Source organism: Streptomyces sp. NPDC055815 (genome assembly GCF_053616475.1).
Genome location: NZ_JBSHDU010000113.1, coordinates 1 through 22672 on the forward strand (window position 1 = coordinate 1; position 22672 = coordinate 22672).

Consider the following 22672-nt stretch of genomic DNA (forward strand, 5'->3'; position numbering starts at 1 on the left):
CGGTTACATTCCGAACCCGGAAGCTAAGCCTTTCAGCGCCGATGGTACTGCAGGGGGGACCCTGTGGGAGAGTAGGACGCCGCCGAACAATCATTGTGGGAAAGCCCCGCACCTCATGGTGCGGGGCTTTTCTGCGTTCCGGGGCCATTCAGGCCGGCGCGGGGCTCAGGCCGGGGTGACCAGTTGGGTGTCGTAGGCCAGGATCACTGCTTGGACTCGGTCCCTGGTGCCGGTTTTGGCGAGGATGCGGCCCACGTGGGTCTTGACCGTGGATTCCGCCAGGTGGAGGCGTTCCGCGATTTCCGTGTTGCTCCAGCCCTTGCCGATGACCGTGAGGATTTCGCGTTCCCGGTCCGTGAGAGGGGCGAGGCGGGGGTCTTCCTCCGGGGCCTGGGGGGTCGTCGTCGGCGGGAGGTGGTGGATGTACGCGTCCAGGAGGCGGCGGGTCAGGCTCGGGGCGACGACCGCGTCGCCGGCGGCCACCGCACGGATGCCCGCGAGGAGTTCCTCCGGCTGGGCGTCCTTCACCAGGAAGCCGCTCGCGCCGGCGCGCAGGCCGTCGTACGCGTACTCGTCGAGGTCGAAGGTCGTGACGATCAGGATCCGGGTGCGGGCGCCCGCCGCGACGATGCGGCGCGTGGCCTCGATGCCGTCCAGGCCGGGCATCCGGATGTCCATCAGGACGACGTCGGGGTGGTACCGGTCGACCAGGCGGATCGCCTCGGTGCCGTTCGACGCCTCGCCGACGACCGTCATGTCGTCCTGGCTTTCGAGCAGCATGCGGAAGCCGAAGCGCTGCATCGGCTGGTCGTCCGCGATGAGAACGGTCGTCACGAGGGGGAGTCCTCCAGGGGAAGTCGGAGCCGTACGCGCCAGCCGTCGCCGGTCGGCAGCGGGCCGGTCTCGAGTGTGCCGTCGTAGCGGGCCGCGCGCTCGCGCATTCCTGCGAGACCGTGGCCCCGGCCGGGCAGTGGGGACGCCGTGCCCGTGTCGGTGACCAGGAGTTCCACGGCCTCTCGGTCGTACGAGAGGCGGACGGTGGCCTCCGCGCCGGTGCCGGCGTGCTTCAGGGTGTTCGTCAGGGCCTCCTGGAGGACCCGGTAGACCGTCAGTTGGGCGCCCGCCGCGAGGGTGGGGCTGCTGGCGGGAAGGTCGGCCCGGATCGGCAGGCCCGCTTTTCTCACGCCCTCGATGAGGGGTTCCAGGTCCGTCAGGGTCGGCTGGGGCGCGCGGGCCGCCGTCTCCTCGTCCTCGTGCAGGACGCTCAGGAGGCGGCGGAGCTCGGCGAGGGCCTGGCGGCTCGTCGTGCCGATGGCGTCGAGGGCCTGGGCGGCCCGCTCCGGGTTCTTCGCCGCCGCGTACCGGCCGCCGTCCGCCAGGCCGGTGATGACGGACAGGTTGTGGCCGATGATGTCGTGCATCTCCCGGGCGATCCGGGCCCGTTCGGCGGTGGCGGCGAGGCGGACCTCGTGCGCGCGGTCGTCCCTGCGGGAGCGGACCGCGATGCCGAGGAGCGCGACCAGCAGATACGCCCACAGGCTGGGGACGACGCGCTGGTCCCAGGACTCCGACTGGAAACGGACGGCGCCGGCGACCAGGGGCGGGGCGATCAGGGCCAGGGACCACAGGAGCGCGCGCGGCGGGCGGCTGAGGGCCAGGTGGTAGACGGGGAGCATCTGGAGGTACGAGGCCTGGAGGAAGGCCCCCGACGCGTCGCTGACGAGGGCCGCGCCGGCCATCACCGCCAGCGCTGCCATGGGGTGGCTGCGGCGCCAGTAGAGGGGGACGGCGAGCGCCAGGGTCACGGTGACGACGAGCCAGCCGGGGACGGACGGGTCCCGGGCCGTGTTCCGCCAGCCGTCCGCCGCGTCCACGAGCGCCGCGACCGTCCACACGGTGGTGAGCGTGGAGTCCCAGACCCAGGGGCGTGCCGCGTCGAAGGCCCGGGCGCGGGCCATGAGGTGTCGGGCGTACCGGCTCGGGCCCGTCGTGTCCGTCGTCACTCCGTCATCATCCCTGTACGTCGCGGCGCTTGAGCAGCAGCGCGGGGACGGCGAGCGCCGAGGCCGCCCACAGGAGCAGGGCCAGGAGGGCCGCGCCGGGCGAGGCCGCGCCGGGGAGCGGGGTCGCGGAGCCGAGGGCGCCGGCCGCCTGCGTGGGGAAGTACCGGACGACCGTGTCCATCGCCTCGTACGGGAGCATCCCGAGGATCTCCGGGACGATCAGGGCCCCGCCGACGAAGGCGCCGATCGCGCCCGGCACCGAGCGGAGGGCGGCGCCGAGGCCGAGGGCGATCAGGCCGAGGAGGGTGACGCCGGCGGCGTTGCCCGCGAGGGCGGCGAGGACGCCGTCGTCGGTGAGGGAGGCGGCCTGGTCGGTGTCGGAGAGGAAGACCTGGGCGGTGAGGAAGGTCAGCAGGGCGGTGAGGAAGGAGACGGCGAAGACCGTGGTCGTGTAGACCGCTGCCTTCGACCAGAGGACCGGGAGGCGGCGGGGGACTGCTGTCAGGGTGGCGCGGATCATGCCCGTCGCGTACTCGCCGGCGGTGACGAGGATGCCGAGGACGGCGAGGGCGATGCCGCCGAGCTGGGAGCCGTACAGGGTGAGGACGACGGTGTCGACGTCGGAGTCGCCGCCGTCGGAGGTGTACGTGGCGCCCATGAGGATGCCGACGCCGAGGAGGAGCGCGGCGGAGGTGAGGACGGTGATCCAGGTGGAGCGGACCGTCCACAGCTTGTGCCACTCCGAGCGGAGCACGCGCGCGTGAGTGAGGGACGGGGTGCTGGTCATGCGGGGGCTCCCTGGTATTCGACGGAGTCGCGGGTGAGGTCCATGAACGCCTGCTCCAGGGACGGGGCCTGCGGGGTGAGTTCGTGGAGGGGGACGGCGTGGGCCGCGGCGGCGCGGCCGATCTCGGGCGCTTCCAGGCCGGTGACGAGGAGGGTGTCCGGGGCCTCCGTGGTGATCCGGGCGCCGGGGAGGAGGGTGCGGAGGCGGTCCGCCTCCGGGGTGACGACCTTGACGCTCGCGCCGCCGGAGGTCCGGACGAGTGCGTCGACCGTGGTGTCCGCGAGGAGCCGGCCCTTGCCGATGACGATCAGGTGGTCGGCGGTGAGCGCCATCTCGCTCATGAGGTGGGAGGAGACGAGGACGGTACGGCCCTCGGCCGCCAGGTTCTTGAGGAGGGTGCGGATCCAGAGGACGCCCTCCGGGTCGAGGCCGTTGACCGGTTCGTCGAGGACGACGGTGCCCGGGTCGCCGAGGAGCGCGGCGGCGATGCCGAGGCGCTGGCCCATGCCCAGGGAGAAGCCCTTGACGCGCTTGTGGGCGACGTGGGTGAGGCCCGCCAGGGCGAGAACCCGCTCCACGCGGGCGCGTGGGATGCCGTGCGTGTGGGCCAGCGCCATGAGGTGGTGGTGGGCCGAGCGGCCTGGGTGCACCGCGCGGGCTTCCAGGAGGGCGCCGACGTGGGTGAGCGGGGCGCGGTGGTCGGCATAGGGGCGGCCGTCGACGGTGGCGTGGCCGCGGGTGGGGGCGTCGAGGCCGAGGATCATGCGGAGGGTGGTGGACTTCCCGGCGCCGTTGGGGCCGAGGAAGCCGGTGACGGAGCCGGGGCGGACGGTGAAGCTGAGGTCCTGGACGACGGTGGTGTCCCCGTACCGCTTGGTGAGGTTCTCTGCTCGGATCATGTCCTCGACGCTAGGGAGCGGGCGGGGGCCGGGCGTCGGACCTGGGGCGGGCGTGCGGGGGCGGGGGTGGTACCGGGGTACGACGGGGTGGCCATGGTCTCGGGGAAAAGGCCTTGTCACGGGGGTGCGGGGCTCGTCAGGATCGGCGGCATGGACTATTCGATACGCACCATCCGCGCCGACGAGTGGGAGAAGACCCGCGAGATCCGGCTGGCCGCCCTTCAGGACCCGGTCGCGCACCTGGCGTTCCTCGACACGTACGCGGACGCCGTCGAGCGGCCCGACGCGTTCTGGATCGAGCGTGCGGAGGGCGGGTCCGAGACCGGCGACGGGAAGGTGCGGCAGTTCGTCGCCGAGGCCCCGGACGGCAGCTGGGCGGGCACGATCACGCTGCTCGTGGAGCGGCCGTCGGACGAGGTGCGCTTCGGTGAGGCGGCGAAGGTCGACCAGACGCACATCGTGGGTGTGTACGTGCGTCCCGAGGCGCGGGGGACGGGGGCGATCGACGCGCTGTTCCGGGCGGGGGTGGAGTGGTCGTGGACGCTGCCGGAGCCCGTGATCGCGCGGGTCCGGCTGTACGTCCACGAGGAGAACGCGCGGGCCGCCGCCTTCTACCGGCGCTTCGGGTTCGTCGCGACGGGCGAGCAGGTCGCGGTGCCCGGGTCCGACACGGCGCAGGAGCTGGAGTACGAGTTCGTGCGGCCCTCGGTGGGTGCGGGTTCAGGCGCGGGAGCCTAGGCGCGGCTAGCGGCGCCGTTCCGTCGTGCCCACCCTCCCCCAAGCTCTCGGCTTCGCTCAAGCAGGGGGGACCCCCATCGCCCCGGCGGAACGATTGCCCATAACGGGCCAGCGTGTTTTCGCCTGCTCCTCGGAGCGCATCAGGGCCAGGGTCGGGAGGCCCTGGGTGTGGCCCGTCGCGAGGAGGTCCGGGAGCTGGGGGAGCGGGGCCACCGCGGCGACGTCGTCGAGGACGAGGGTCAGTGGTGGGTCGAGCCGACCGTCGGATGACCGTGCGGCCATGCGGCGGCCGTGCTCGACCACGCTTGCGGCGAGCGCCGTCAGGAGCGGCATCGCGCCGGGGTGGGTGCGGGGATCCTCGATCGCCTCGCCCACCAGGTAGAGCGTGCCCTGTTCGGCCAGGAAAGATGCGAGCGCCAGCGAATCAGTTCGATTCGGTACGCATGTCTCCCTGATGTGGATCGTCGACATGGCCGCGAGCGCACGGGCCGTCAGTTCCTGTGCCAGGCGGCGGCTTTCGGGGTGGGCGGTGAGCGCCGACTCCAGGAGGCCCGCCAGGCCCGAGGCGGCCTTCGGGTGGCTGCGGAGGATCCGTACGGGCTCGTGGGCGCCGGCTCCCTGCGCCCAGCGGTGGACCTGCCGGAAGGGGCGGCCGTCGACGGCGGCGGCGTGCAGCCAGCAGCGCAGCAGCGTCTCCGCGGTGTCGGCGGTGGCCGCGTCGAGGCGGGAGTGCGGGCGCACGGGGGCGAGCAGGGCGATCGCCCGTTCCTGCGCCACCGCCGGGTCCTCGCAGCCCTCGGACGGTGACCAGTGGAGCCGGGCGGGGGTGTCGCAGAGGTGGCCGGGGTCGTGGACGAGGACCGGGCCGAGTTTGCCGCGGGCGTCCTTGGTGGAGGACCAGACGTCGGGGTCGGAGGTGACGACGAGGACGGGGCCCTCGGCGTCCAGGACGGCCTGCACGGCGGCCGGGCGGCGGGCCTCAGGAGGGCCGTAGAGCGTGCGGGGGGTGGCTATGGGGGTGGGGGAGGGCGCCGGGGCCGGTACGGGGGCCGGTGCGTGCTCCTCCGAGGGGCGGCGGGGGGCCGGGGGAGCGGCGGGCTCTTCCTGGACGTCGGGGTCCTTCGGGCCGCGCTCGGGATCCTTACGGACCTCGGCGGCCCTCCGTACGCCCGCGTCTCTCCGTACGCCCGAGTCCTCCGGTACTTCCGTGTCCCTCCGTACGCCCGCGTCTCTCCGTACCCCCGTGTCCCTCCGTACGTCCCCGTCCTCCGGTTCCTCCGTGTCCTTCCCGGTGCGAGGCCTGGCGTACGCGCCCGCCCTTCGGTTCGCGCGGACCGCGCGCCAGCGGGTGACCGTGCCGAGGACGAAGATCGCGAGGACCATCAGGATCATCGCCTCGCCGATCAGCAGGCCCCAGAAGAGGCCGTACCCGGAGAGCTGGGTCGGCGGGGTGGCCGGCCAGGCGGCCGGGAGGTCCGTCGGGGCCGTCGCCAGGGCGCGCATGGCCGACGGGGTGCCCGTGAAGGCGACCCCCTGCGGCCAGGCGCCGTGGGAGAACAGGCCGGCGAGGCCCGTCGCCGTCCACACCAGGACCGTGAGGCAGAGGAGGAGGGCGAACAGGCTGAGGAGCAGCCCGTCGGAGATCCCTCCGCCTGCCTTCCGCGCGGGTTCCATCTACGCCACCGTCGACTGCGAAGTGCCGTTCATCTGCTGCTCGACGAGGATCGCCCGCTGTTCCGTCTCCCATTCGAGGTCGGGGTCGGTGACGGAGGACTCCGTCATGGCGCGGTCGGTGTAGACGAGCGGGCGTTCCTTCTCGGTGATGAGGTGTTTGACCACCTGCACGTTGCCGTTGACGTCCCAGACCGCGATGCCGGGGGTGAGGGTCGGGATGATCTCGACCGCCCAGCGGGGCAGGCCGAGGACCCGGCCGGTGTTGCGTGCCTCGTCGGCTTTCTGGGCGTAGATGGTCCGGGTGGAGGCCATCTTGAGGATCGCCGCCGCTTCCTTCGCCGCGGCGCCGTCGACGACGTCGCTGAGGTGGTGGACGACGGCGACGAAGCTCAGGCCGAGGCGGCGGCCGAACTTCAGCAGCCGCTGGAACAGCTGGGCCACGAAGGGGCTGTTGATGATGTGCCAGGCCTCCTCGACCAGGAAGATGCGCTTCTTCCGGTCGGGGCGGATCCAGGTGTGTTCCAGCCAGACGCCGACGATCGCCATGAGGATGGGCATGGCGATGGAGTTGCGGTCGATGTGGGACAGGTCGAAGACGATGAGCGGGGCGTCGAGGTCGATGCCGACCGTGGTCGGGCCGTCGAACATGCCGCGCAGGTCACCGTCGACGAGGCGGTCGAGGACGAGGGCGACGTCCAGGCCCCAGGCCCGTACATCGTCTATGTCGACGTTCATCGACTCGGCGGATTCCGCCTCGGGGTGGCGGAGCCGCTCCACGATGTCGGTGAGGATCGGCTGCCGGTCGGTGGTGTGCTCGGTGACGTACGCGTGGGCGACCTTGAGCGCGAAGCCGGAGCGCTCGTCGAGGCCGTGGCCCATCGCCACCTCGATGATGGTGCGGAGCAGGGCCAGCTGGCCCGTCGTGGTGATCGACGGGTCCAGGGGGTTGAGGCGGATCCCGGCGTCGTTGGCGACCATCGGGTCCAGGCGGATGGGAGTTATCCCCAGCTCCTGGGCGATGAGGTTCCATTCGCCGACGCCGTCCTCGCCCTGGGCGTCGAGGACGACGACCTGCCGGTCGCGGAAGCGGAGCTGGCGGAGCACGTACGTCTTCTCGAGCGCCGACTTGCCGTTGCCGGACTCGCCGAGGACCAGCCAGTGCGGGGCGGGGAGCTGCTGCCCGTACAGCTGGAAGGGGTCGTAGATGTAGCCCTTGCCGCTGTAGACCTCGCGGCCGATGATGACGCCGGAGTCGCCGAGGCCGGGCGCGGCGGTCGGCAGGTAGACGGCCTGGGCCTGCCCGGTGGAGGTGCGGACGGGCAGGCGGGTCGTCTCCACCTTGCCGAAGAGGAAGGCGGTGAAGGCTTCGGTGAGGACGGACAGCGGATCTCGCATGGGTCTGTGCCCCTTCGGCCCTAGCGGCGGATGCCGGTCGCGAACGGCAAGGTGTTCACAAAGGCCCGGTGGTGCTCGCGGTCGCACCACTCCAGCTTCAGATACGACTTGCCGGCGGAGGCCCTGATCGTGCGCTTGTCCCGGGCGAGGGCCTCGGGCGAACGCGACGACACCGTGATGTACCCGACGAGGTTCACTCCTGCCGCGCCGCTGGCGAGATCTTCACCCCGCTGGTCGAGCCGGCCGTGGGCGGCGATGTCGCGCGGGTCGACCGTGCGGTTCATCTTGGCGGCGCGGCTGGCGTCGGCCTCGTCGTTGGTCTTCTCGGTGAGCATGCGCTCGATGGCGACCTCGGTGGGCTCCAGGTCCATGGTGACGGCGACCGTGCGGATGACGTCGGGGGTGTGGACGAGGAGCGGGGCGAGGAAGTTGACGCCGACCGGGGTCATCGGCCACTCCTTCACCCAGGCGGTGGCGTGGCACCAGGGGGCGCGGGTGGAGGACTCGCGGGTCTTGGCCTGGAGGTACGTCGGCTCCATGGCGTCGAGTTCGGCGGGCCAAGCGTTTCGTTTCGTCATGGCCTGGATGTGGTCGATGGGGTGGTCCGGGTCGTACATGGAGTGCACGAGGGACGCGAGGCGGGACTGGCCGAGGGGCTGGCGGACGCGGATGTCGGCCTCGGCGAGGCGGGCGCAGATGTCGGTGAGCTCGCGGGCCATGACGACGGCGAGGCCGGCGTCGCGGTCGAGCTTGCGGGCGCCGGAGGCGTGCCGGGCGGCGCGGGCCATGGCGTTGGCCTCGGCGGCGAGCTCGCGGGTGTAGTGCATGCAGGCGACGAGGTAGGCGCGGTGCTGCTCGCTGGAGGTGGAGACCATCGACTGGAGCTGGTCGTACGACTCCTGGAGCCACGCGGGCGCGTGCGGGTCGCCGCGCTGGCCGACGTCCTTGGCGTGGGCGTCGGGGTCGGCGGGGAGGGTGCGGGCGAGCATCTGGAGGCGGGTGACGAAGCCGTCGCCGTTGGCGACGTGCTTGAGGAGGGTGCCGAAGCGGTCGACGAGGGCCTCCTGGTCCTCGCTGTCGCGCAGGCCGACGCCGGGGCCCTCGATCTCGATGGCGGCGGTGACGGTGCGGCGGTCGGCGTGCAGGAGGACGGCGATCTCGTCCGGGCCGAAGGGGGCGGCGAGCCAGCCGACGCGGCCGATGCCGGGGGGCGGGCCGACCTCGACCTCGCGGCCGTCGAGGCGGGTGCCGGCCTCGACGGTGCCGGAGCGGTAGGCGGTGCCGCGCTTGAGCATCCGCTTGTAGCTGCGGTTGATCTCGAACCACTTGTAGAAGGTGCGGCCCTTGTACGGGAGGTACACGGCGGCGATCGCGAGCATGGGCAGGCCCGCGAGGAGCGCGATCCGCAGGGGGAGGGCGGGGACGAGGAGTCCGCTCATCATGCCGAGGAAGGCGCCGACGATGATCAGGGCGATCTCGCCGGTCTCGCGGTTCTTGCCGATGATCGCGTTCGGCCGGGCGCGGCCGACGAGATACGTGCGGCGGGGCGCGACCGGCTGGGACTGGGTCGTCAACGCCCTGCACCTCCAGAGTTCTTGCGGTTGCTGTGCGGGGTACCCGCGGTGGGACTGCTGCTACGGGGCGGGGGCGTCGAGCCGCCGGTGCCGCCGCCTCCGCCGCGGCTGCTGTGGGCGGCCATGCCGCCGGAGACGGCGTTGGCGGGGCGGGGGGCGGAGCCCTGGGAGCCTCCGCCTCCGCTGTCGCGGGTGCTGTGGGTCTTGATGCCCTGCGAGACGAGGGAGGCGGGGGAGGAGATGACGGCGGCGGCCGCGTTCTCTCCGGCGCGGTGGAGGCGGTTGTTGCGGGAGGCGGCGATCTCGTCGCCGAAGCCGGGGACGAAGCGGTAGATCATCGCGGAGGCGAAGATCGCGAGCAGGATGATCGAGAGGCCGGACACGACGGCGGAGACCGAGTCGGGGCCGGTGCCGGAGGAGAGGGCGCCGGCCAGGCCGAGGACGATCACGATGATCGGCTTGACCAGGATGATCGCGATCATGATGCCGGCCCAGCGGCGGACGTGGCTCCACATGTTCTTGTCGACGAGACCGGAGTAGACGACGACGCCGAGGAGTGCGCCGACGTACAGCAGGACGGCGCGGAGGAACAGCTCCAGGTAGAGCACGCCGGCGGCGATCACGGTCACCAGGGACACGATGATCAGCATGATGGGGCCGCCGCCGATGCTGTCGCCCTTCTGGAGGGCCTGCTTGAAGCTGCCGAAGAAGATGTCGGTCTGCTGGCCGGTGCCGGAGGCGATGACCTCGGTGATGGCGTCGGTGGCGTTGACGACGGTGTAGAGGATCAGCGGCGTGAACGCGGAGGCGAGGACCGTCAGCCAGAGGAAGCCGATGGCCTCGGAGAGGGCCGTGGTGAGGGGGACGCCGCGGACGGCCCGCTTGGCGACGGCGAGGAGCCAGAGGAGGAGGGTGAGGAAGGTGGCGGCGGCGAAGACGATCGCGTACCGGCCGAGGAACTCCAGGTTGGTGAAGTCGACGTCGGCGGTGTCTTTGACGGCCTTGGAGAGGTAGTCGATGGTCGCGACGGCGGCGTCGGCGAAGCCGCGGGCGAGGGAGGAGAGGGGGTCGAGGGCGGTGGGGTCGGCGACGGGAGCCTTGTCGGCTCCGCCGCCGGCCTGTCCCTTCTCGCAGTACTCGCGGGCCTGCCCCACGATGAGCGCGCAGGGGTTGTCGCTGCTGCTCGGTGAGGGCGTGGGCGTCGCCGGGGGCGGTGTGGGTGCCGCCTGGGCGTTGGAGGCGAGCAGGAGCGGTGCGCTGAGGAAGGCGACGGCGAGTGCGGCCGTCGCGCGACCCGCCAGGCTTCGGCTAGCGGGCATAGGTGAACCCTCCGTATCCCTCGACGGCCGTGGCGATCTCGTCGGCCGTGGAGGCGCGGTTGTCCCCGTTGACCGGGGTGGGGCCCTCGTTCTGCGTGGAGGACTCCACGCGCCAGTCGCCCCCGACCCACTTGAGCTTCTCCGTGATGGTGAACCAGGTGGACGTGACGGGCTTGGTCGAGCCGGGGCCGGCGAGGCCGACCAGGCCGGTGCACCAGACCTCGACGGTCGCGGACGTGTCCGTGTAGTCGCGGACCTTGGTGCCGACCGGGATGGTCCGGGACACGAAGGTCAGGCCGGAGGGCGCGGCGCCGTTCGCGTCGAGCCCGATGCTCGCCAGGAAGTCGGCCGTGTACGAGGCGTCCAGCCGCTTCACGAGGTCGTCCGCGATCGCGGGGTCGTGGATGGTGCGGACGATCTGCTCCCGGGGACCGGCCTGGAACATGTCGATCGACCCCAGCGCCACCGCGTAGTTCGTCGCCGCGCTCTGGGCGCCCTGGTCGTCGTGGGCGTAGCCCGTGGGGATCTGGCCGTTCTTGCCGGTGACCGGGCGGACGCCGGTCGCGGCGGTGGGGGCCGTCCTGCCCGGGGTGCCGGCGCGGGCGCCGTTCGTGGCGGCCGGTTCGCCCTCGCCGCGGTTGGCGAAGGCGATGGCGGCGACGAGGAGCACCACCACGCCCACGACCGTGATGAGGGATCGGGAGCTGCGGACGGGGCGGCGGGCGCCGCCGTAGACGTCGCCGCTGTTGCCCTCGGGCAGGCGGGTCCGGGTCTGGCCCGAGCCGCCCACGCCGCCGAAGCTGTCGTGCTCGTCGCCGGGGCTCATGCCGGGTACGCCCCCTCACTCGTTCGCGGGTACGGCCGTGCTTCAACATGACTGGGCATCAGGGAACGCATTCTCAGGAGGGTCGGGTCCGACGGGAGATCAGACGGCCATCCCGTACACGATGGTGAACAGCGTCCCCAGCGATCCGATGATGAAGACGCCGGTCAGACCGGCGACGATCAGGCCCTTGCCCTGTTCCGCGCTGAACGTGTCGCGGAGGGCGGTCGCGCCGATGCGCTGCTTGGCCGCTCCCCAGATGGCGATGCCGAGGCAGAGCAGGATGGCCACGGCCATCACGACCTCGATCATCACCTTGGCCTCGTTGCCCAGGCTCCCGAAAGGTCCCCAGTTCGGGGCGATTCCACCGATGATGGTGGTGATGTCGCCCTTCTCGGCCGCCAGGTACATGTAACTCACCGCCCCTGTTGGGTACTTGGTTCCCCCTGCCGGACGGCATGGGTCATCGCCCTATCTTCGCTGATGAAACCGCTCACGTGTGACGGCTTGACGGCTCTCTTTACCCGATCCCCGCACACTTGACCGATCTGACCGTCTTGACCTGCGGCGGTATGGCCGGTTTCCATGCGAAGAAGCGTATGGTCACTCTGTGTATCACGGAGAGTGACTCCGGGCAATGATTGTCGTTGTTGCACTCTTGGGGCGGCGTCGGGCGACACCTAGACTGGCGGCCCTGGCGTACTGCCATGAGCCGAGGGGTGGTTGACGGTGCGTAGGGCCGGCAAGGCGTGGCTGGTGGGCGGGGGGGCGCTGGGCGCCTGCCTCGGCTTTGTCGCGCTGCTCGTCATCGGTACGTACTCCGCGGCCGCCGGGATCGCCGGCGGCACGTCCGGCAAGGGTGGGGCCGTCGGGCTCGCCAAGGGGGCCGTGCCCGCGCTCTACCAGGGGCTCGTGCAGCGGTGGGGGAATCTCTGCCCCGCCATCAACCCGGCCCTGCTCGCCGCCCAGCTCTACCAGGAGAGCGGCTGGAACCCGCGGGCGATCTCCCCGGCCGATGCCCGCGGCATCGCCCAGTTCATCCCCGGCACCTGGGCCGGTCACGGCATCGACGGCGACGGGGACGGCGACCGGGACATCTGGGACCCGCAGGACGCCATTCCGTCCGCCGCCTCGTACGACTGCGAGCTCGCCGGATACGTGAAGGACGTGCCCGGCGACCCGGCGAACAACATGCTGGCCGCGTACAACGCGGGCGCGTACCGGGTGATCAAGCACGGCGGAGTGCCGCCCATCAGCGAGACGCAGAACTACGTCCGCATCATCCGGTCCCTGGAGAAGAGCTTCGCCCGGCCGGTGGGCCGTGTCGCGCCCTCGCAGCAGGCCGCGGCCGCCATCCACTACGCCCAGCAGAAGCTGGGCACCCCGTACCTCTGGGGCGGTACGGGCACGGCCGCGGAGGGCGGGCGGTTCGACTGCTCCGGGCTCACCCAGGCCGCGTACGACAGCGTCGGCGTGCAGCTGCCGCGCGTCGCCAACGACCAGTACAACGCCGGACCGCACCCCAGCCGGAACGAATTGCTCCCGGGCGACCTCGTGTTCTTCTCGGACGACCTGACCAACTCGCGGGCCATCCGGCACGTCGGCATCTACGTCGGCGGCGGCTACATGATCGACGCCCCGCGCACCGGCGCGGTGATCCGCTTCGACCGGATCGACACCCCCGACTACTTCGGTGCCACCCGGGTCACCAAGGAGGGCGCGGCGGCGCTGCCCACCCATCTGCCGCAGGCGTAGCGGCAGGAGACGGGCCGTCGGGTCGCCTTCGGGCTTATCGGGCATGGCTGGAACTCTCCGTCATGCACAGGCCCTGAGCTGCGGTGAACCGTCACTCTTCGATAACGTCGGCGTGATCCACCGGAGAGAGCGGAACGTGCGCCTCAGGCGGTTCGTTCCCTGATCCGACCGCTCTGACCACGGGGGTTGGAAACCAGACACGAGAGCAAGGGGCCGCAGCAGATGGCTGGACTCGCATCGGACGGCTCGAACCCCGATGTCGGCCTGCTCTACGACATCAACGGACTGGCCAAGGCCGCTCCGCCGTGGTTCGACCGCGTCATGGAGTTCGTCGGCGAGTACGGGATCGTGCTCGCGATGGTCCTCGTCGTGCTCTGGTGCTGGTGGAGCGTCCGCCGGCGCGGCACCCTCGGCGACTCCGTCTCGGCCGTCGCCGGCCTCGTCTGGGCCCCGCTGGCCGCCGGCATCGCCCTTCTCGTCAACATTCCCATTCGGGGATTCGTCGAGCGTCCCAGACCCTTCAAGGACCACGAGGGGCTTGAGGTCCTCATCGACGGGAAGACCGACTTCTCCTTCGTCAGCGACCACGCCACCCTCGCGATGGCCCTCGGCGTCGGCCTCTTCGTCGCCCACCGCAGGTTCGGTCTCGCCGCCATCGGCCTCGCCCTCGCCGAGGGCTTCGCCCGCGTCTACATGGGCGTCCACTACCCGACCGACGTGATCGGCGGCTTCGCCCTCGGCACCGCCGTGGCGCTGCTCCTGGCGCCCGTCGCGCTCGCCCTGCTCACGCCCGTCGTCTCCGCCGTCGCCCGCTCCGGCCGCGGCGGCCGGCTCGTCCGCTCCCGCCGCGCCGACACGGCGCGCCACCCCGAGGCCGTCGGCATCCCCGAGCCCCGGCTCGGCGGCCCCGCCACCGGTACCGGCCAGAACGACCTGGCCGCCTAGGACCCGCTCGTACGGAGGTGCTCCGCGGCGTCCGAACGGGCCTTGTCGCGGGATCTGCGGGCCGGGCCGATCCAGCCACAGCTGCACCGTGCCAGCGCGAACGAGCCGCGCTCCGTCGTCGTCGTGGTGTGGGGGGATGCCTGCGCCTGCACCCCACCACGGTACTGCGCGTGACGGCACGCCCCGACCGTCGTTATGCGGATCGGGTGTCCCCCGGCCCGCGGGCCCGGGGCAGGGCGGGTCCCGGGCAAACAGCGGTGAGGCGTTGGGGGTTGGCGGCGATGGTGGTGCAGCGGTACGGGCGTGCGCACGGTCTCGGTCGCGGGGCGGTCACCGTCACCGCCGTCCTGTTCGGCTCGCTCGTCGGGACGGCCGCGCTTGCCGGCTGCGCCGCCCCCGACGACCCGAAGCCGGCGGGCGACCCCGCCCTCACCGTACGGAACGCCGCCGACGCCCTCGCGAAGGCCGGCACCTCCAAGGCGAGCACCTCCATGGAGATGGCCACCGGCGGGACCCGGGTCACCATCCGGGGCGAGGGCGGCTACGACTTCCGGCGCCGCACCGGGCGCCTCCAGGTGCTGCTGCCGAAGGACCCGGCCGGGGCGAGCGAGCACCGGCCGATCACCGAGCTCCTCACCCCCGGCGCGCTGTACATGAAGAACCGGGGCGCGGGCGTCCCCGCCGACAAGTGGGTACGGGTCGACACGACCACCCTCGACGACGGCAACCTCGTCACCGGCGGCGCCACCGATCCGGCCGCCGCGGCCGAGCTGCTGCGGGGCGCCCAGGAGGTCACGTACCTCGGCGAGGTCGAGCTGGCAGGGGTGAAAGTCGGCCACTACCGGGGGGTCGCCGACATCGCCCGCGCCGCGCGGGCCGCCTCGCCGCAGCTGCGCGGGGCGCTCGCCGCGGCGGCGAAAGGGTTCGCCAAGGACACCGTGCCGTTCGACGCGTACCTCGACGCGGAGGGGCGGCTGCGGAAGGTCCGCCACCAGTTCAGCTTCAGCAACCAGGGCCGGACGGTCGCGGTCGCCTCGACGACCCTGCTGTACGGCTTCGGGGTTCCCGTCGAGGTGACGCTCCCGGACCGCCGGGACATCTACGCCGGGAAGATCAAGGCCTGACCCGGCCCGGTGGCGGCGCGGACCATCGGCAAATGGTCCGGACGTGTCATGCGCGGTGCGTGGCCCCGTCCCTACGCTGGGAGACCGCTGGGAGACCGACGCCGGCAGGAAGAGGTGGATGCGCGTGGCCCCGCCCGGTACAGCAACCGTGCCCGCAGACCCGGACTGCGTCGCCCTCGCCGAGATCGAGCTGTGCGGCGAGCTGATCATCGCGGCATCGGCCGCGGACGGGGAACGCCTCAGCGCCGACCGGATCGACGAGGTGCTGCGGGTGGCGGCGGAAAGGGCCTCGTCCGGGCCGGACGCCTGAGGGCCGGGCCGGGTAGGGCAGGGCGCCGTGGGCCGGGTGCGGTGGGCCGGGCGCGGTGGGGCCGGGTGCGGTGGGCCGGGTGCGGTGGGGCCGGGTGCGCCGAGGGCCGGGTGCCGTGGGCCGAGCGCGGTGGGGCCGGGCGCCGAGGGCCGGGCGCCGAGGGCCGGGTGCCGTGGGGCCGGACGCCGTGGGGCCGGACGCCGTGGGGTCAGGCGCCGTGGGGTCGCTCGCGGGCGGGCCCACGCCGGCGCCTTCGCGGGCGGGCCGCGTGCTCGGCCCGCCCCGCCCCCTCCGTCAGGTGCGCAGCATGCGGGCGATGGCCTTGGTGGCTTCCTCGACCTTTTCGTCGATGCCCGAGCCGGTGGCCGCCGCGTCCGCGACGCAGTGGCGCAGGTGCTCCTCCAGGAGCTGGAGGGCGAAGGACTGGAGCGCCTTCGTCGAGGCGGAGACCTGCGTGAGTATGTCGATGCAGTAGACGTCCTCGTCGACCATCCGCTGCAGACCCCGGATCTGGCCCTCGATCCGGCGGAGCCGCTTGAGGTGCTCGTCCTTCTGCTTGTGGTAGCCGTGCACGCCGTGCCCGTGGTCGGCCGCCTCGACGGCCTCGACGGTCTCGACGGCCTCGGGGGTGACCTGGTCCGCCTCGGTGGTCGTCATGGCGTCCTCCCGTTGTCCAATAAGGGGGTGTATACCCCTCGTGGGTATATGGTACCGATCCCCGCCGATCCGGGCGGGGGCCCGTGCAGTTCACTGTGCCTGATGGGCGACACTGAGAGACGCCGGTTAGCCGTGGCCGGATGATGCGCCTAGCATCAGCCTGACCGAAACCCAGCACCCCGAGGACCTCACGTGCGATTTCGTCTGACCCCCAGGGAGACGAGCTTCTACGACATGTTCGCCGCGTCCGCGGACAACATCGTCACGGGCTCGAAGCTCCTGATGGAACTGCTCGGAGCGGAGCCTTCCGCCCGGGCCGAGATCGCGGAGCGGATGCGGGCAGCGGAGCACGCCGGTGACGACGCCACCCACGCGATCTTCCACCAGCTGAACTCCTCCTTCATCACGCCGTTCGACCGCGAGGACATCTACTCCCTCGCTTCGTCCCTCGACGACATCATGGACTTCATGGAAGAGGCCGTCGACCTGGTCGTCCTCTACAACATCGAAGAGCTCCCCAAGGGTGTCGAGCAGCAGATCGAGGTCCTGGCCCGGGCGGCGGAGCTGACCGCCGAGGCCATGCCGAACCTGCGGACGATGGCCAACCTCACCGAGTACTGGATCGAGGTCAACCGGCTCGAGAACCAGGCGGACCAGATCCACCGCAAGCTGCTCGCCCACCTCTTCAACGGCAAGTACGACGCCATCGAGGTGCTGAAGCTCAAGCAGGTCGTGGATGTGCTGGAAGAGGCGGCCGACGCCTTCGAGCACGTGGCCAACACCGTGGAGACCATCGCGGTCAAGGAGTCCTGAGCTTCGTGGACACCTTCGCTCTGATCGTGACCATCGGTGTCGCGCTCGGCTTCACGTATACGAACGGCTTCCACGATTCCGCCAACGCCATCGCCACCTCGGTGTCGACCCGGGCGCTGACCCCCCGGGCGGCGCTCGCCATGGCGGCGGTCATGAACCTCGCCGGTGCCTTCCTCGGCAGTGGCGTCGCGCACACCGTCAGCAAGGGTCTGATCGAGACCCCGACGGGCAACTCGGGGATGGGCATCCTCTTCGCCGCGCTGCTCGGTGCGATCGTCTGGAACCTGGTCACCTGGTACTTCGGTCTTCCCTCGTCCTCCTCGCACGCCCTGTTCGGCGGCATGGTGGGCGCGGCGCTCGCGGGTGGCACGCAGGTCATCTGGTCGGGTGTCCTGGAGAAGATCGTCATCCCGATGTTCCTCTCGCCGATCGTCGGCCTCATCGCCGGTTACCTGGTGATGACCGCGATCCTGTGGATGTTCCGCAAGGCGAACCCGCACAAGGCCAAGCGCGGCTTCCGTATCGCGCAGACCGTCTCGGCGGCCGGCATGGCGCTCGGCCACGGCCTCCAGGACGCTCAGAAGACCATGGGCATCGTGGTGATGGCCCTGGTCATCGGTGACGTGCAGAGCGCGGACGCGCCGATCCCGGTGTGGGTGAAGATCGCCTGCGCCGTGATGCTCTCGCTCGGTACGTACGCGGGCGGCTGGCGGATCATGCGGACCCTCGGTCGCAAGATCATCGAGCTGGACCCGCCGCAGGGCTTCGCGGCGGAGACGACCGGCGCGTCGATCATGTTCCTGACGGCGTTCGTCTTCAAGGCGCCGATCTCGACGACGCACGTCATCACCTCCGCGATCATGGGCGTCGGCGCGACGAAGCGGGTCAACGCGGTCCGGTGGGGTGTCGCCAAGAACATCGTCCTGGGCTGGTTCATCACGATGCCGGCCGCGGGAATCGTCGCCGCGCTGAGTTACTACGTGATCAAGCTGATCTTCGGCTGACGGACGGCGGCAACCGGCGTTGCTTAAGCCGGTCTTGCTGACGCTCGGCCGGGAAAAGAGTGTGGGCCCGGCTCCCCTGTGGGGGAGCCGGGCCCTTCGTCTTACGGTGGCACCGCCATGCAGCACCGTAGGACGGCTTTATCCGAAGCGGCCGGAGATGTAGTCCTCGGTCGCCTGGACGCTCGGGTTGGAGAAGATGCGCTCGGTGTCGTCCAGCTCGATCAGCTTGCCCGGCTGGCCGACGGCCGCCAGGTTGAAGAAGGCCGTACGGTCCGAGACGCGGGCGGCCTGCTGCATGTTGTGCGTCACGATGACGATCGTGAAGCGCTCCTTCAGCTCGCCGATCAGGTCCTCGATGGCGAGGGTGGAGATCGGGTCGAGGGCGGAGCAGGGCTCGTCCATGAGGAGGACGTCGGGCTCGACGGCGATCGCGCGGGCGATGCACAGACGCTGCTGCTGGCCGCCGGAGAGGCCGGAGCCCGGCTTGTTCAGGCGGTCCTTGACCTCGTTCCAGAGGTTGGCGCCCTTGAGGGACCGCTCGACGATGTCGGCAAGCTGCGACTTCTTGTAGTTGCCGTTGAGGCGCAGGCCCGCCGCCACGTTGTCGAAGATCGACATGGTGGGGAAGGGGTTCGGGCGCTGGAAGACCATGCCGACGGTGCGGCGCACGGCGACGGGGTCGACGTTCGTTCCGTACAGGTTCTCGTCGTCCAGCATCACCTTGCCCTCGACGCGGCCACCGGGGGTGACCTCGTGCATGCGGTTCAGGGTGCGCAGGAAGGTGGACTTGCCGCAGCCGGACGGGCCGATGAAGGCCGTCACGGAGCGGGGCTCGACGGTCATCGAGATGTCGTCGATCGCCTTGTGGGCGCCGTAGTAGGCGGAGAGGCCGCTGACGTCGATTCGCTTGGCCATGTGAATCACTTCCTTAGTGCCGCCACGCGGCGTTAGCCGCATGTCAGATGCTTAGCGGCCGGTCTTCGGGGCCTTCCAGCGGGCGATGCCGCGGGCCACCAGGTTGAGGATCATGACGAAGGCGATCAGGACGAGCGCGGCGGCCCAGGCGCGGGCCACGGCGGCGTCGGTGCCGACCGCGTACTGCTCGTACACGTAGAGCGGCAGGGAGGACTGGGCGCCTTCGAAGGGGTTCGGGTTGATGAGCTTCGTACCGAACACGAGGAGCAGGACCGGGGCCGTCTCACCGGTGATGCGGGCGACCGCGAGCATGACGCCCGTGGTGATGCCGCCGATCGCGGTGGGCAGGACCACCTTCAGGATCGTGCGCCACTTGGGGATGCCGAGGGCGAGGGAGGCCTCGCGGAGCTCGTTCGGGACGAGCTTGAGCATCTCCTCGGTGGAGCGGACCACGACCGGCATCATCAGGATGGCGAGGGCCATCGCGCCGGCGAAACCGGAGGGACCGAAGCCCAGGATCAGGTTCCAGGTGGCGAGGATGAAGAGGCCGGCGACGATCGACGGGATGCCCGTCATGACGTCGACGAAGAAGGTGACCGCCTTGGCGAGCTTGCCGCCGCCGCCGTACTCGACGAGGTAGACGGCGGTCAGGAGGCCGATCGGCGCGGCGATCACGGTCGCGATGCCGACCTGCTCGATGGTGCCGAGCAGCGCGTGGTAGACGCCGCCGCCCTCTTCGGCGTCGAGGACGCCGTTCATCGAGTGGGTCAGGAAGTACGGGCTGAGTGCGTCCATGCCCTTGCTGATCGTGACCCAGGCGAGGGAGAGCAGCGGGATCACGGCGAGGATGAAGCACACCCAGACGAGGCTGGTGGCGACGCGGTCCTTGGCCTGGCGGCGGCCTTCGACCTTGGTGGTCACGGCGAAGGTGACGAGGACGAAGAGCAGCGCGGCGATCAGGCCCCACTGGACCTTGCTGTGCCAGCCGGCGCCGAGGCCGATGCCGATGCCTCCGGCGATCGAGCCGACGGCGATGGCGGCCGGGGTCCAGCGCGGGAGCCGGGCGTGCGAGAGGGGTGCGCGGCGCGGGGCGGCCGCGACGGGACGGTCCTGTATGGCGTGGCTCATGCCGCTGCCCCCGAGTACTCCTTGCGGCGGCCGATGATCCAGCGGGCGGCGCCGTTGACCAGCAGGGTGATGACGAAGAGGACGAGGCCGGAGGCGATCAGGGCGTCACGGCCGAACTCGTTGGCCTCGTTGAACTTGGCGGCGATGTTCTGCGCGAAGGTGCCGCCGCCCGGGTCGAGCAGGTGGCCCGAGAGGACGAAGCTGGGGGAGAGGACGACGGCGACGGCCATCGTCTCGCCGAGTGCGCGGCCGAGGCCCAGCATGGAGGCGGAGATGATGCCGGAGCGGCCGAAGGGCAGCACCGACATGCGGATGACCTCCCAGCGCGTCGCGCCGAGGGCGAGCGCGGCTTCCTCGTGCATCTTCGGGACCTGGAGGAAGACCTCGCGGGTCACGTTGGTGATGATCGGAAGGATCATGATCGCCAGCAGGATGCCCACGGTGAAGAGGTTGCGGGCGACGCCGTCGCTGGCCTTGTCGAAGATGTACGTCCAGCCCAGGTACTCGTCGAGCCACTTGTTGAGGCCGTCCAGGTACGGGACGAGCAAGATCGCGCCCCAGAGGCCGTAGATGATGCTGGGCACGGCGGCGAGCAGGTCGACGACGTACGCGAGCGGCTTGGCCAGCTTGCGCGGGGCGTAGTGCGAGATGAAGAGGGCGATCCCGATCGCGACGGGCACGGCGATGAGCATCGCGATGACCGAGGAGACGAGGGTGCCGAAGGCGAGGACGGCGATGCCGAAGACCGGCGGGTTGTTCGCCGGGTTCCACTCGAAGGTGGTGAAGAAGTTCGTGCTGTCCTCCGAGATGGCGAGGACGGCACGGTAGGTGAGGAAGACCGCGATCGCGGCCATGATCACGAGGAGGGTGATGCCGGAGCCTCGGGACAGGCCGCTGAAGATGCGGTCCCCGGGGCGGGTCGCGCTCTTGGCGCGCCGGCTCCTCTGTATGTCAGGTGTGGTGGTAGCCATCTCTGCTTCTCCGGTCTGCGGGGCCTGTACTGCTGTACGGGTCCCTGGCGGCGGTGCACCGGATGCCGGGGCCGGCCCCTCCACGGGAGGTGAGGGGCCGGGCCCGGCCGGGGATCAGGACAGGGTGGGGACGATCGCGCGGACCTTGGCCGCGATCTCGGCCGGGAGCGGGGCGTAGCCGGCGTCGGAGAGGACCTTCTGGCCCTCCTCGCTGGCGGTGTAGGTGAGGAACGCCTTCAGGGTCGGCAGGGTCTCCGCCTTGTTGCCCTTGTCGCAGGCGATCTCGTACGTGACCAGGGTCAGCGGGTAGGCACCCTCGGCCTTGGTGGTGTAGTCGAGGGAGAGGGCCAGGTCGCTGCCGGTGCCCTTGACCTTGGCGGCGGCGATGGCCTTCGAGGCGTTCTCGGTGGTCGCGGCGACCGGGGCGGAGGCGCCGGTGTTGATGCTGACCGTGGAGATCTTGTTCGCCGTCGCGTAGGAGAGCTCGAAGTAGCCGATGGAGCCTTCGGCGTCCTTGACCGCGGTGGCGACACCGGAGGAGCCGTTGGCGGCCTGGCCACCCGGGGCGGGCCACGACTTCGTCTTCGGGTCGTACTTCCAGTCGGCCTTCGCGGTGGCCGAGAGGTACTTGCCCAGGTTCTGCGTGGTGCCCGACTCGTCGGAGCGGTGGAAGGCCTGGATCGTGGTGTCGGGGAGCTTGGCGCCCGGGTTCAGCTTGGCGATGGCCGGGTCGTTCCACTTGGTGATCTTCGTGTCGAAGATCTTGGCCAGCGTGGGGGCGTCCAGGACCAGGTTGTCCACACCGTCCAGCTTATAGCCGATGGCGATCGGGCCGCCGACCATGGGCAGGTTGACGCCCTTGCCGCCCTTGCAGATCTTCTGCGACTCGGCGACCTCTTCGTCCTTGAGGGCGGAGTCGGAGCCGGCGAAGGTCACCTGGCCCTGGTTGAACTTGGTGATGCCGCCGCCGGAGCCGATGGCCTGGTAGTTGACCTCGACGCCGGAGCACGCGGCCTGGAAGTTCTTGACCCACAGGTCCATCGCGTTCTTCTGCGCGCTGGAGCCGGCGGCCAGGAGCTGGCCCTTCGCGCCGTCGCACGCGATGTTCGACGCGGCGGCGGAGGTCTTGGTGCCGCCGTCCTTGGTCGGGGTGTCCGTGTTGTTGTCCGAGCCACACGCCGAGAGGACGAGCGCACCGGAGACGACGAGGGCACCGATCGCGGAGGCGCGAAGCCCGTTCTTACGCGAAAGCTTCACTTTCGGGTGTTTCCTTCCAGAAGCCGCCTTGTCGCGGACCGTATGTGTCCTGACCGTTCTACGGCGGCGTGTGTCGGTTGGTCGGTGCGTCGTTGTGCTCCGTGCACCGTGTACGGCCGAAATTAGGCAGAACAGGTGAAGCGGTCTGCGGGGGAGGGTGAACGGGAAGTGAACCGTGCCGGAAGCCCGGGTGCGGGCGCCTTGGGCGGCGGGCGGCGGGGGCGGGCCCGCCGTCGGGGGCCCGCGGCGTTGCGGGCCCGCACCGCGCCCGTTGTGGGCAATCGTTCCGCTGGGGCGGAACGGGTGGGCACAACGGAACGGCGCCCCTGCCGGCGCCAGAGGCTCCCGAGCCTGAACCCGCACCCACGGTGACGGCACGCTCGGGGTGCGGGTCCAGGCGCGGAACGCGGAGGCGCCACGAGAGGGCGCCGTCCCGTGTGCCCACCCGTCCCGCCCCAGCGGGACGATTGCCCACACGGGCGGGGCGCGGGCCCACAACGGGCGGAAGCGCGCCCACAACGGGGGGATTCAGTGGTGGGATTTTGTGAGGGCTTCGTCCAGGAGGGTGCGGTCGCGGGGTT

At 71.0% G+C, this 22672-nt stretch carries 22 protein-coding genes and 1 rRNA gene; 8 read left to right on the plus strand and 15 right to left on the minus strand.

All coding sequences use genetic code 11. The features are described 5' to 3' along the window. Positions 1-88: ribosomal RNA gene (gene rrf / locus ACWGN5_RS38880) — 5S ribosomal RNA — on the plus strand; the annotation flags it as partial. A 77-nt stretch (positions 89-165) separates the two neighbouring features. Here the strand turns inward: rrf and ACWGN5_RS38885 are convergent. From ACWGN5_RS38885 to ACWGN5_RS38900, 4 genes are read right to left on the minus strand one after another with little or no spacing between them, the layout of a single operon-like run. Beyond that, positions 166-834, minus strand: coding sequence for a response regulator (locus tag ACWGN5_RS38885; protein WP_453523139.1), 669 nt, complete (start codon positions 832-834; stop codon positions 166-168). Continuing rightward, on the minus strand, positions 831-1958 hold the full coding sequence (locus ACWGN5_RS38890) for a sensor histidine kinase (RefSeq protein WP_453523155.1): 1128 nt from the start codon (positions 1956-1958) through the stop codon (positions 831-833). The genes ACWGN5_RS38885 and ACWGN5_RS38890 overlap by 4 nt, the downstream gene beginning before the upstream one ends. Positions 1959-2010: 52 nt before the next feature. Further along, positions 2011-2790: an ABC transporter permease gene (locus ACWGN5_RS38895; protein ID WP_453523140.1), complete on the minus strand. Its 780-nt coding sequence runs from the start codon at positions 2788-2790 to the stop codon at positions 2011-2013. Next, positions 2787-3689 carry an ABC transporter ATP-binding protein gene (locus ACWGN5_RS38900; RefSeq protein ID WP_453523141.1) on the minus strand — a complete coding sequence of 301 codons (903 nt, stop codon included), beginning with the start codon at positions 3687-3689 and terminating at the stop codon, positions 2787-2789. Before ACWGN5_RS38900 ends, ACWGN5_RS38895 begins: the two co-directional genes overlap by 4 nt. Positions 3690-3839: 150 nt before the next feature. On the opposite strand from ACWGN5_RS38900, the gene ACWGN5_RS38905 reads away from it, so the two are divergent. After that, on the plus strand, positions 3840-4427 hold the full coding sequence (locus ACWGN5_RS38905; protein ID WP_453523142.1) for a GNAT family N-acetyltransferase: 588 nt from the start codon (positions 3840-3842) through the stop codon (positions 4425-4427). Positions 4428-4484: 57 nt separating this feature from the next. Here the strand turns inward: ACWGN5_RS38905 and ACWGN5_RS38910 are convergent, their stop codons facing one another. From ACWGN5_RS38910 to ACWGN5_RS38935, 6 genes are all read right to left on the minus strand, one after another. After that, positions 4485-6101: a type IV secretory system conjugative DNA transfer family protein gene (locus ACWGN5_RS38910; protein WP_453523143.1), complete on the minus strand. Its 1617-nt coding sequence runs from the start codon at positions 6099-6101 to the stop codon at positions 4485-4487. Then, on the minus strand, positions 6102-7496 hold the full coding sequence (locus tag ACWGN5_RS38915; RefSeq protein ID WP_453523144.1) for an ATP-binding protein: 1395 nt from the start codon (positions 7494-7496) through the stop codon (positions 6102-6104). It abuts the gene before it with no gap. 20 nt (positions 7497-7516) lie between these two features. Next, positions 7517-9070: an SCO6880 family protein gene (locus ACWGN5_RS38920; protein ID WP_453523145.1), complete on the minus strand. Its 1554-nt coding sequence runs from the start codon at positions 9068-9070 to the stop codon at positions 7517-7519. Beyond that, complete coding sequence (locus ACWGN5_RS38925) at positions 9067-10389, minus strand: hypothetical protein (RefSeq protein ID WP_453523146.1); 1323 nt, start codon at positions 10387-10389, stop codon at positions 9067-9069. The genes ACWGN5_RS38920 and ACWGN5_RS38925 overlap by 4 nt, the downstream gene beginning before the upstream one ends. Next, positions 10379-11215, minus strand: a complete 837-nt coding sequence (locus ACWGN5_RS38930) for a hypothetical protein (RefSeq protein ID WP_453523147.1) — start codon at positions 11213-11215, stop codon at positions 10379-10381. The genes ACWGN5_RS38925 and ACWGN5_RS38930 overlap by 11 nt, the downstream gene beginning before the upstream one ends. 99 nt (positions 11216-11314) lie before the next feature. Next, a complete protein-coding gene (locus ACWGN5_RS38935; RefSeq protein ID WP_024757447.1) occupies positions 11315-11623 on the minus strand; it encodes a hypothetical protein in 309 nt (102 codons plus the stop codon). Between the two features lie 318 nt (positions 11624-11941). Here ACWGN5_RS38935 and ACWGN5_RS38940 point away from each other — a divergent pair, with 318 nt between their 5' ends. The 4 genes from ACWGN5_RS38940 (at position 11942) to ACWGN5_RS38955 (ending at position 15346) form a co-directional block, all read left to right on the plus strand. Continuing rightward, positions 11942-12967, plus strand: coding sequence for a C40 family peptidase (locus ACWGN5_RS38940; protein ID WP_453523156.1), 1026 nt, complete (start codon positions 11942-11944; stop codon positions 12965-12967). A 222-nt stretch (positions 12968-13189) separates the two neighbouring features. Beyond that, positions 13190-13912 (plus strand): phosphatase PAP2 family protein, encoded by a 723-nt coding sequence (locus tag ACWGN5_RS38945; protein ID WP_453523148.1) that lies wholly within the window; start codon positions 13190-13192, stop codon positions 13910-13912. A 281-nt stretch (positions 13913-14193) separates the two neighbouring features. Beyond that, positions 14194-15036: a hypothetical protein gene (locus tag ACWGN5_RS38950; RefSeq protein WP_453523149.1), complete on the plus strand. Its 843-nt coding sequence runs from the start codon at positions 14194-14196 to the stop codon at positions 15034-15036. Between the two features lie 118 nt (positions 15037-15154). Beyond that, positions 15155-15346, plus strand: a complete 192-nt coding sequence (locus tag ACWGN5_RS38955) for a hypothetical protein (protein WP_453523150.1) — start codon at positions 15155-15157, stop codon at positions 15344-15346. A gap of 294 nt (positions 15347-15640) precedes the next feature. Here the strand turns inward: ACWGN5_RS38955 and ACWGN5_RS38960 are convergent, their stop codons facing one another. Next, positions 15641-16003 carry a metal-sensitive transcriptional regulator gene (locus tag ACWGN5_RS38960; protein WP_369145526.1) on the minus strand — a complete coding sequence of 121 codons (363 nt, stop codon included), beginning with the start codon at positions 16001-16003 and terminating at the stop codon, positions 15641-15643. Positions 16004-16195: 192 nt separating this feature from the next. Between ACWGN5_RS38960 and ACWGN5_RS38965 the strand changes: the two genes are divergently transcribed. Both ACWGN5_RS38965 and ACWGN5_RS38970 read left to right on the plus strand, forming a co-directional pair. Next, positions 16196-16816 carry a DUF47 domain-containing protein gene (locus ACWGN5_RS38965; RefSeq protein ID WP_116159771.1) on the plus strand — a complete coding sequence of 207 codons (621 nt, stop codon included), beginning with the start codon at positions 16196-16198 and terminating at the stop codon, positions 16814-16816. A 5-nt stretch (positions 16817-16821) separates the two neighbouring features. Further along, positions 16822-17820: an anion permease gene (locus tag ACWGN5_RS38970; RefSeq protein WP_453523151.1), complete on the plus strand. Its 999-nt coding sequence runs from the start codon at positions 16822-16824 to the stop codon at positions 17818-17820. Positions 17821-17958: 138 nt separating this feature from the next. On the opposite strand, the gene pstB is transcribed toward ACWGN5_RS38970, so the two are convergent. The 4 genes from pstB to pstS form a co-directional block, all read right to left on the minus strand. Beyond that, the gene (pstB, locus tag ACWGN5_RS38975) at positions 17959-18735 is read right to left on the minus strand and encodes a phosphate ABC transporter ATP-binding protein PstB (RefSeq protein ID WP_093874921.1); all 777 of its coding nucleotides are present in this window, start codon (positions 18733-18735) and stop codon (positions 17959-17961) included. Between the two features lie 51 nt (positions 18736-18786). Then, positions 18787-19863, minus strand: a complete 1077-nt coding sequence (gene pstA, locus ACWGN5_RS38980) for a phosphate ABC transporter permease PstA (RefSeq protein WP_453523152.1) — start codon at positions 19861-19863, stop codon at positions 18787-18789. Further along, a complete protein-coding gene (pstC, locus tag ACWGN5_RS38985) occupies positions 19860-20834 on the minus strand; it encodes a phosphate ABC transporter permease subunit PstC (RefSeq protein ID WP_453523153.1) in 975 nt (324 codons plus the stop codon). The genes pstA and pstC overlap by 4 nt, the downstream gene beginning before the upstream one ends. Before the next feature lie 114 nt (positions 20835-20948). After that, complete coding sequence (gene pstS, locus ACWGN5_RS38990; protein WP_453523154.1) at positions 20949-22091, minus strand: phosphate ABC transporter substrate-binding protein PstS; 1143 nt, start codon at positions 22089-22091, stop codon at positions 20949-20951. Between the last annotated feature and the right edge of the window lie 581 nt (positions 22092-22672).

Bases quoted from the DNA above. Each gene is read 5' to 3' on its own strand.
- ACWGN5_RS38930 (WP_453523147.1), bottom strand. From the start codon at position 11,215: ATGAGCCCCGGCGACGAGCACGACAGCTTCGGCGGCGTGGGCGGCTCG.
- ACWGN5_RS38925 (WP_453523146.1), bottom strand. From the start codon at position 10,389: ATGCCCGCTAGCCGAAGCCTGGCGGGTCGCGCGACGGCCGCACTCGCC.
- ACWGN5_RS38935 (WP_024757447.1), bottom strand. From the start codon at position 11,623: ATGTACCTGGCGGCCGAGAAGGGCGACATCACCACCATCATCGGTGGA.
- pstC (WP_453523153.1), bottom strand. From the start codon at position 20,834: ATGGCTACCACCACACCTGACATACAGAGGAGCCGGCGCGCCAAGAGC.
- ACWGN5_RS38955 (WP_453523150.1), top strand. From the start codon at position 15,155: ATGCGCGTGGCCCCGCCCGGTACAGCAACCGTGCCCGCAGACCCGGAC.
- ACWGN5_RS38890 (WP_453523155.1), bottom strand. From the start codon at position 1,958: ATGGCCCGCGCCCGGGCCTTCGACGCGGCACGCCCCTGGGTCTGGGAC.
- ACWGN5_RS38905 (WP_453523142.1), top strand. From the start codon at position 3,840: ATGGACTATTCGATACGCACCATCCGCGCCGACGAGTGGGAGAAGACC.
- ACWGN5_RS38950 (WP_453523149.1), top strand. From the start codon at position 14,194: ATGGTGGTGCAGCGGTACGGGCGTGCGCACGGTCTCGGTCGCGGGGCG.
- ACWGN5_RS38895 (WP_453523140.1), bottom strand. From the start codon at position 2,790: ATGACCAGCACCCCGTCCCTCACTCACGCGCGCGTGCTCCGCTCGGAG.
- pstB (WP_093874921.1), bottom strand. From the start codon at position 18,735: ATGGCCAAGCGAATCGACGTCAGCGGCCTCTCCGCCTACTACGGCGCC.
- ACWGN5_RS38900 (WP_453523141.1), bottom strand. From the start codon at position 3,689: ATGATCCGAGCAGAGAACCTCACCAAGCGGTACGGGGACACCACCGTC.
- ACWGN5_RS38910 (WP_453523143.1), bottom strand. From the start codon at position 6,101: ATGGAACCCGCGCGGAAGGCAGGCGGAGGGATCTCCGACGGGCTGCTC.
- ACWGN5_RS38915 (WP_453523144.1), bottom strand. From the start codon at position 7,496: ATGCGAGATCCGCTGTCCGTCCTCACCGAAGCCTTCACCGCCTTCCTC.
- pstA (WP_453523152.1), bottom strand. From the start codon at position 19,863: ATGAGCCACGCCATACAGGACCGTCCCGTCGCGGCCGCCCCGCGCCGC.
- ACWGN5_RS38960 (WP_369145526.1), bottom strand. From the start codon at position 16,003: ATGACGACCACCGAGGCGGACCAGGTCACCCCCGAGGCCGTCGAGACC.
- ACWGN5_RS38945 (WP_453523148.1), top strand. From the start codon at position 13,190: ATGGCTGGACTCGCATCGGACGGCTCGAACCCCGATGTCGGCCTGCTC.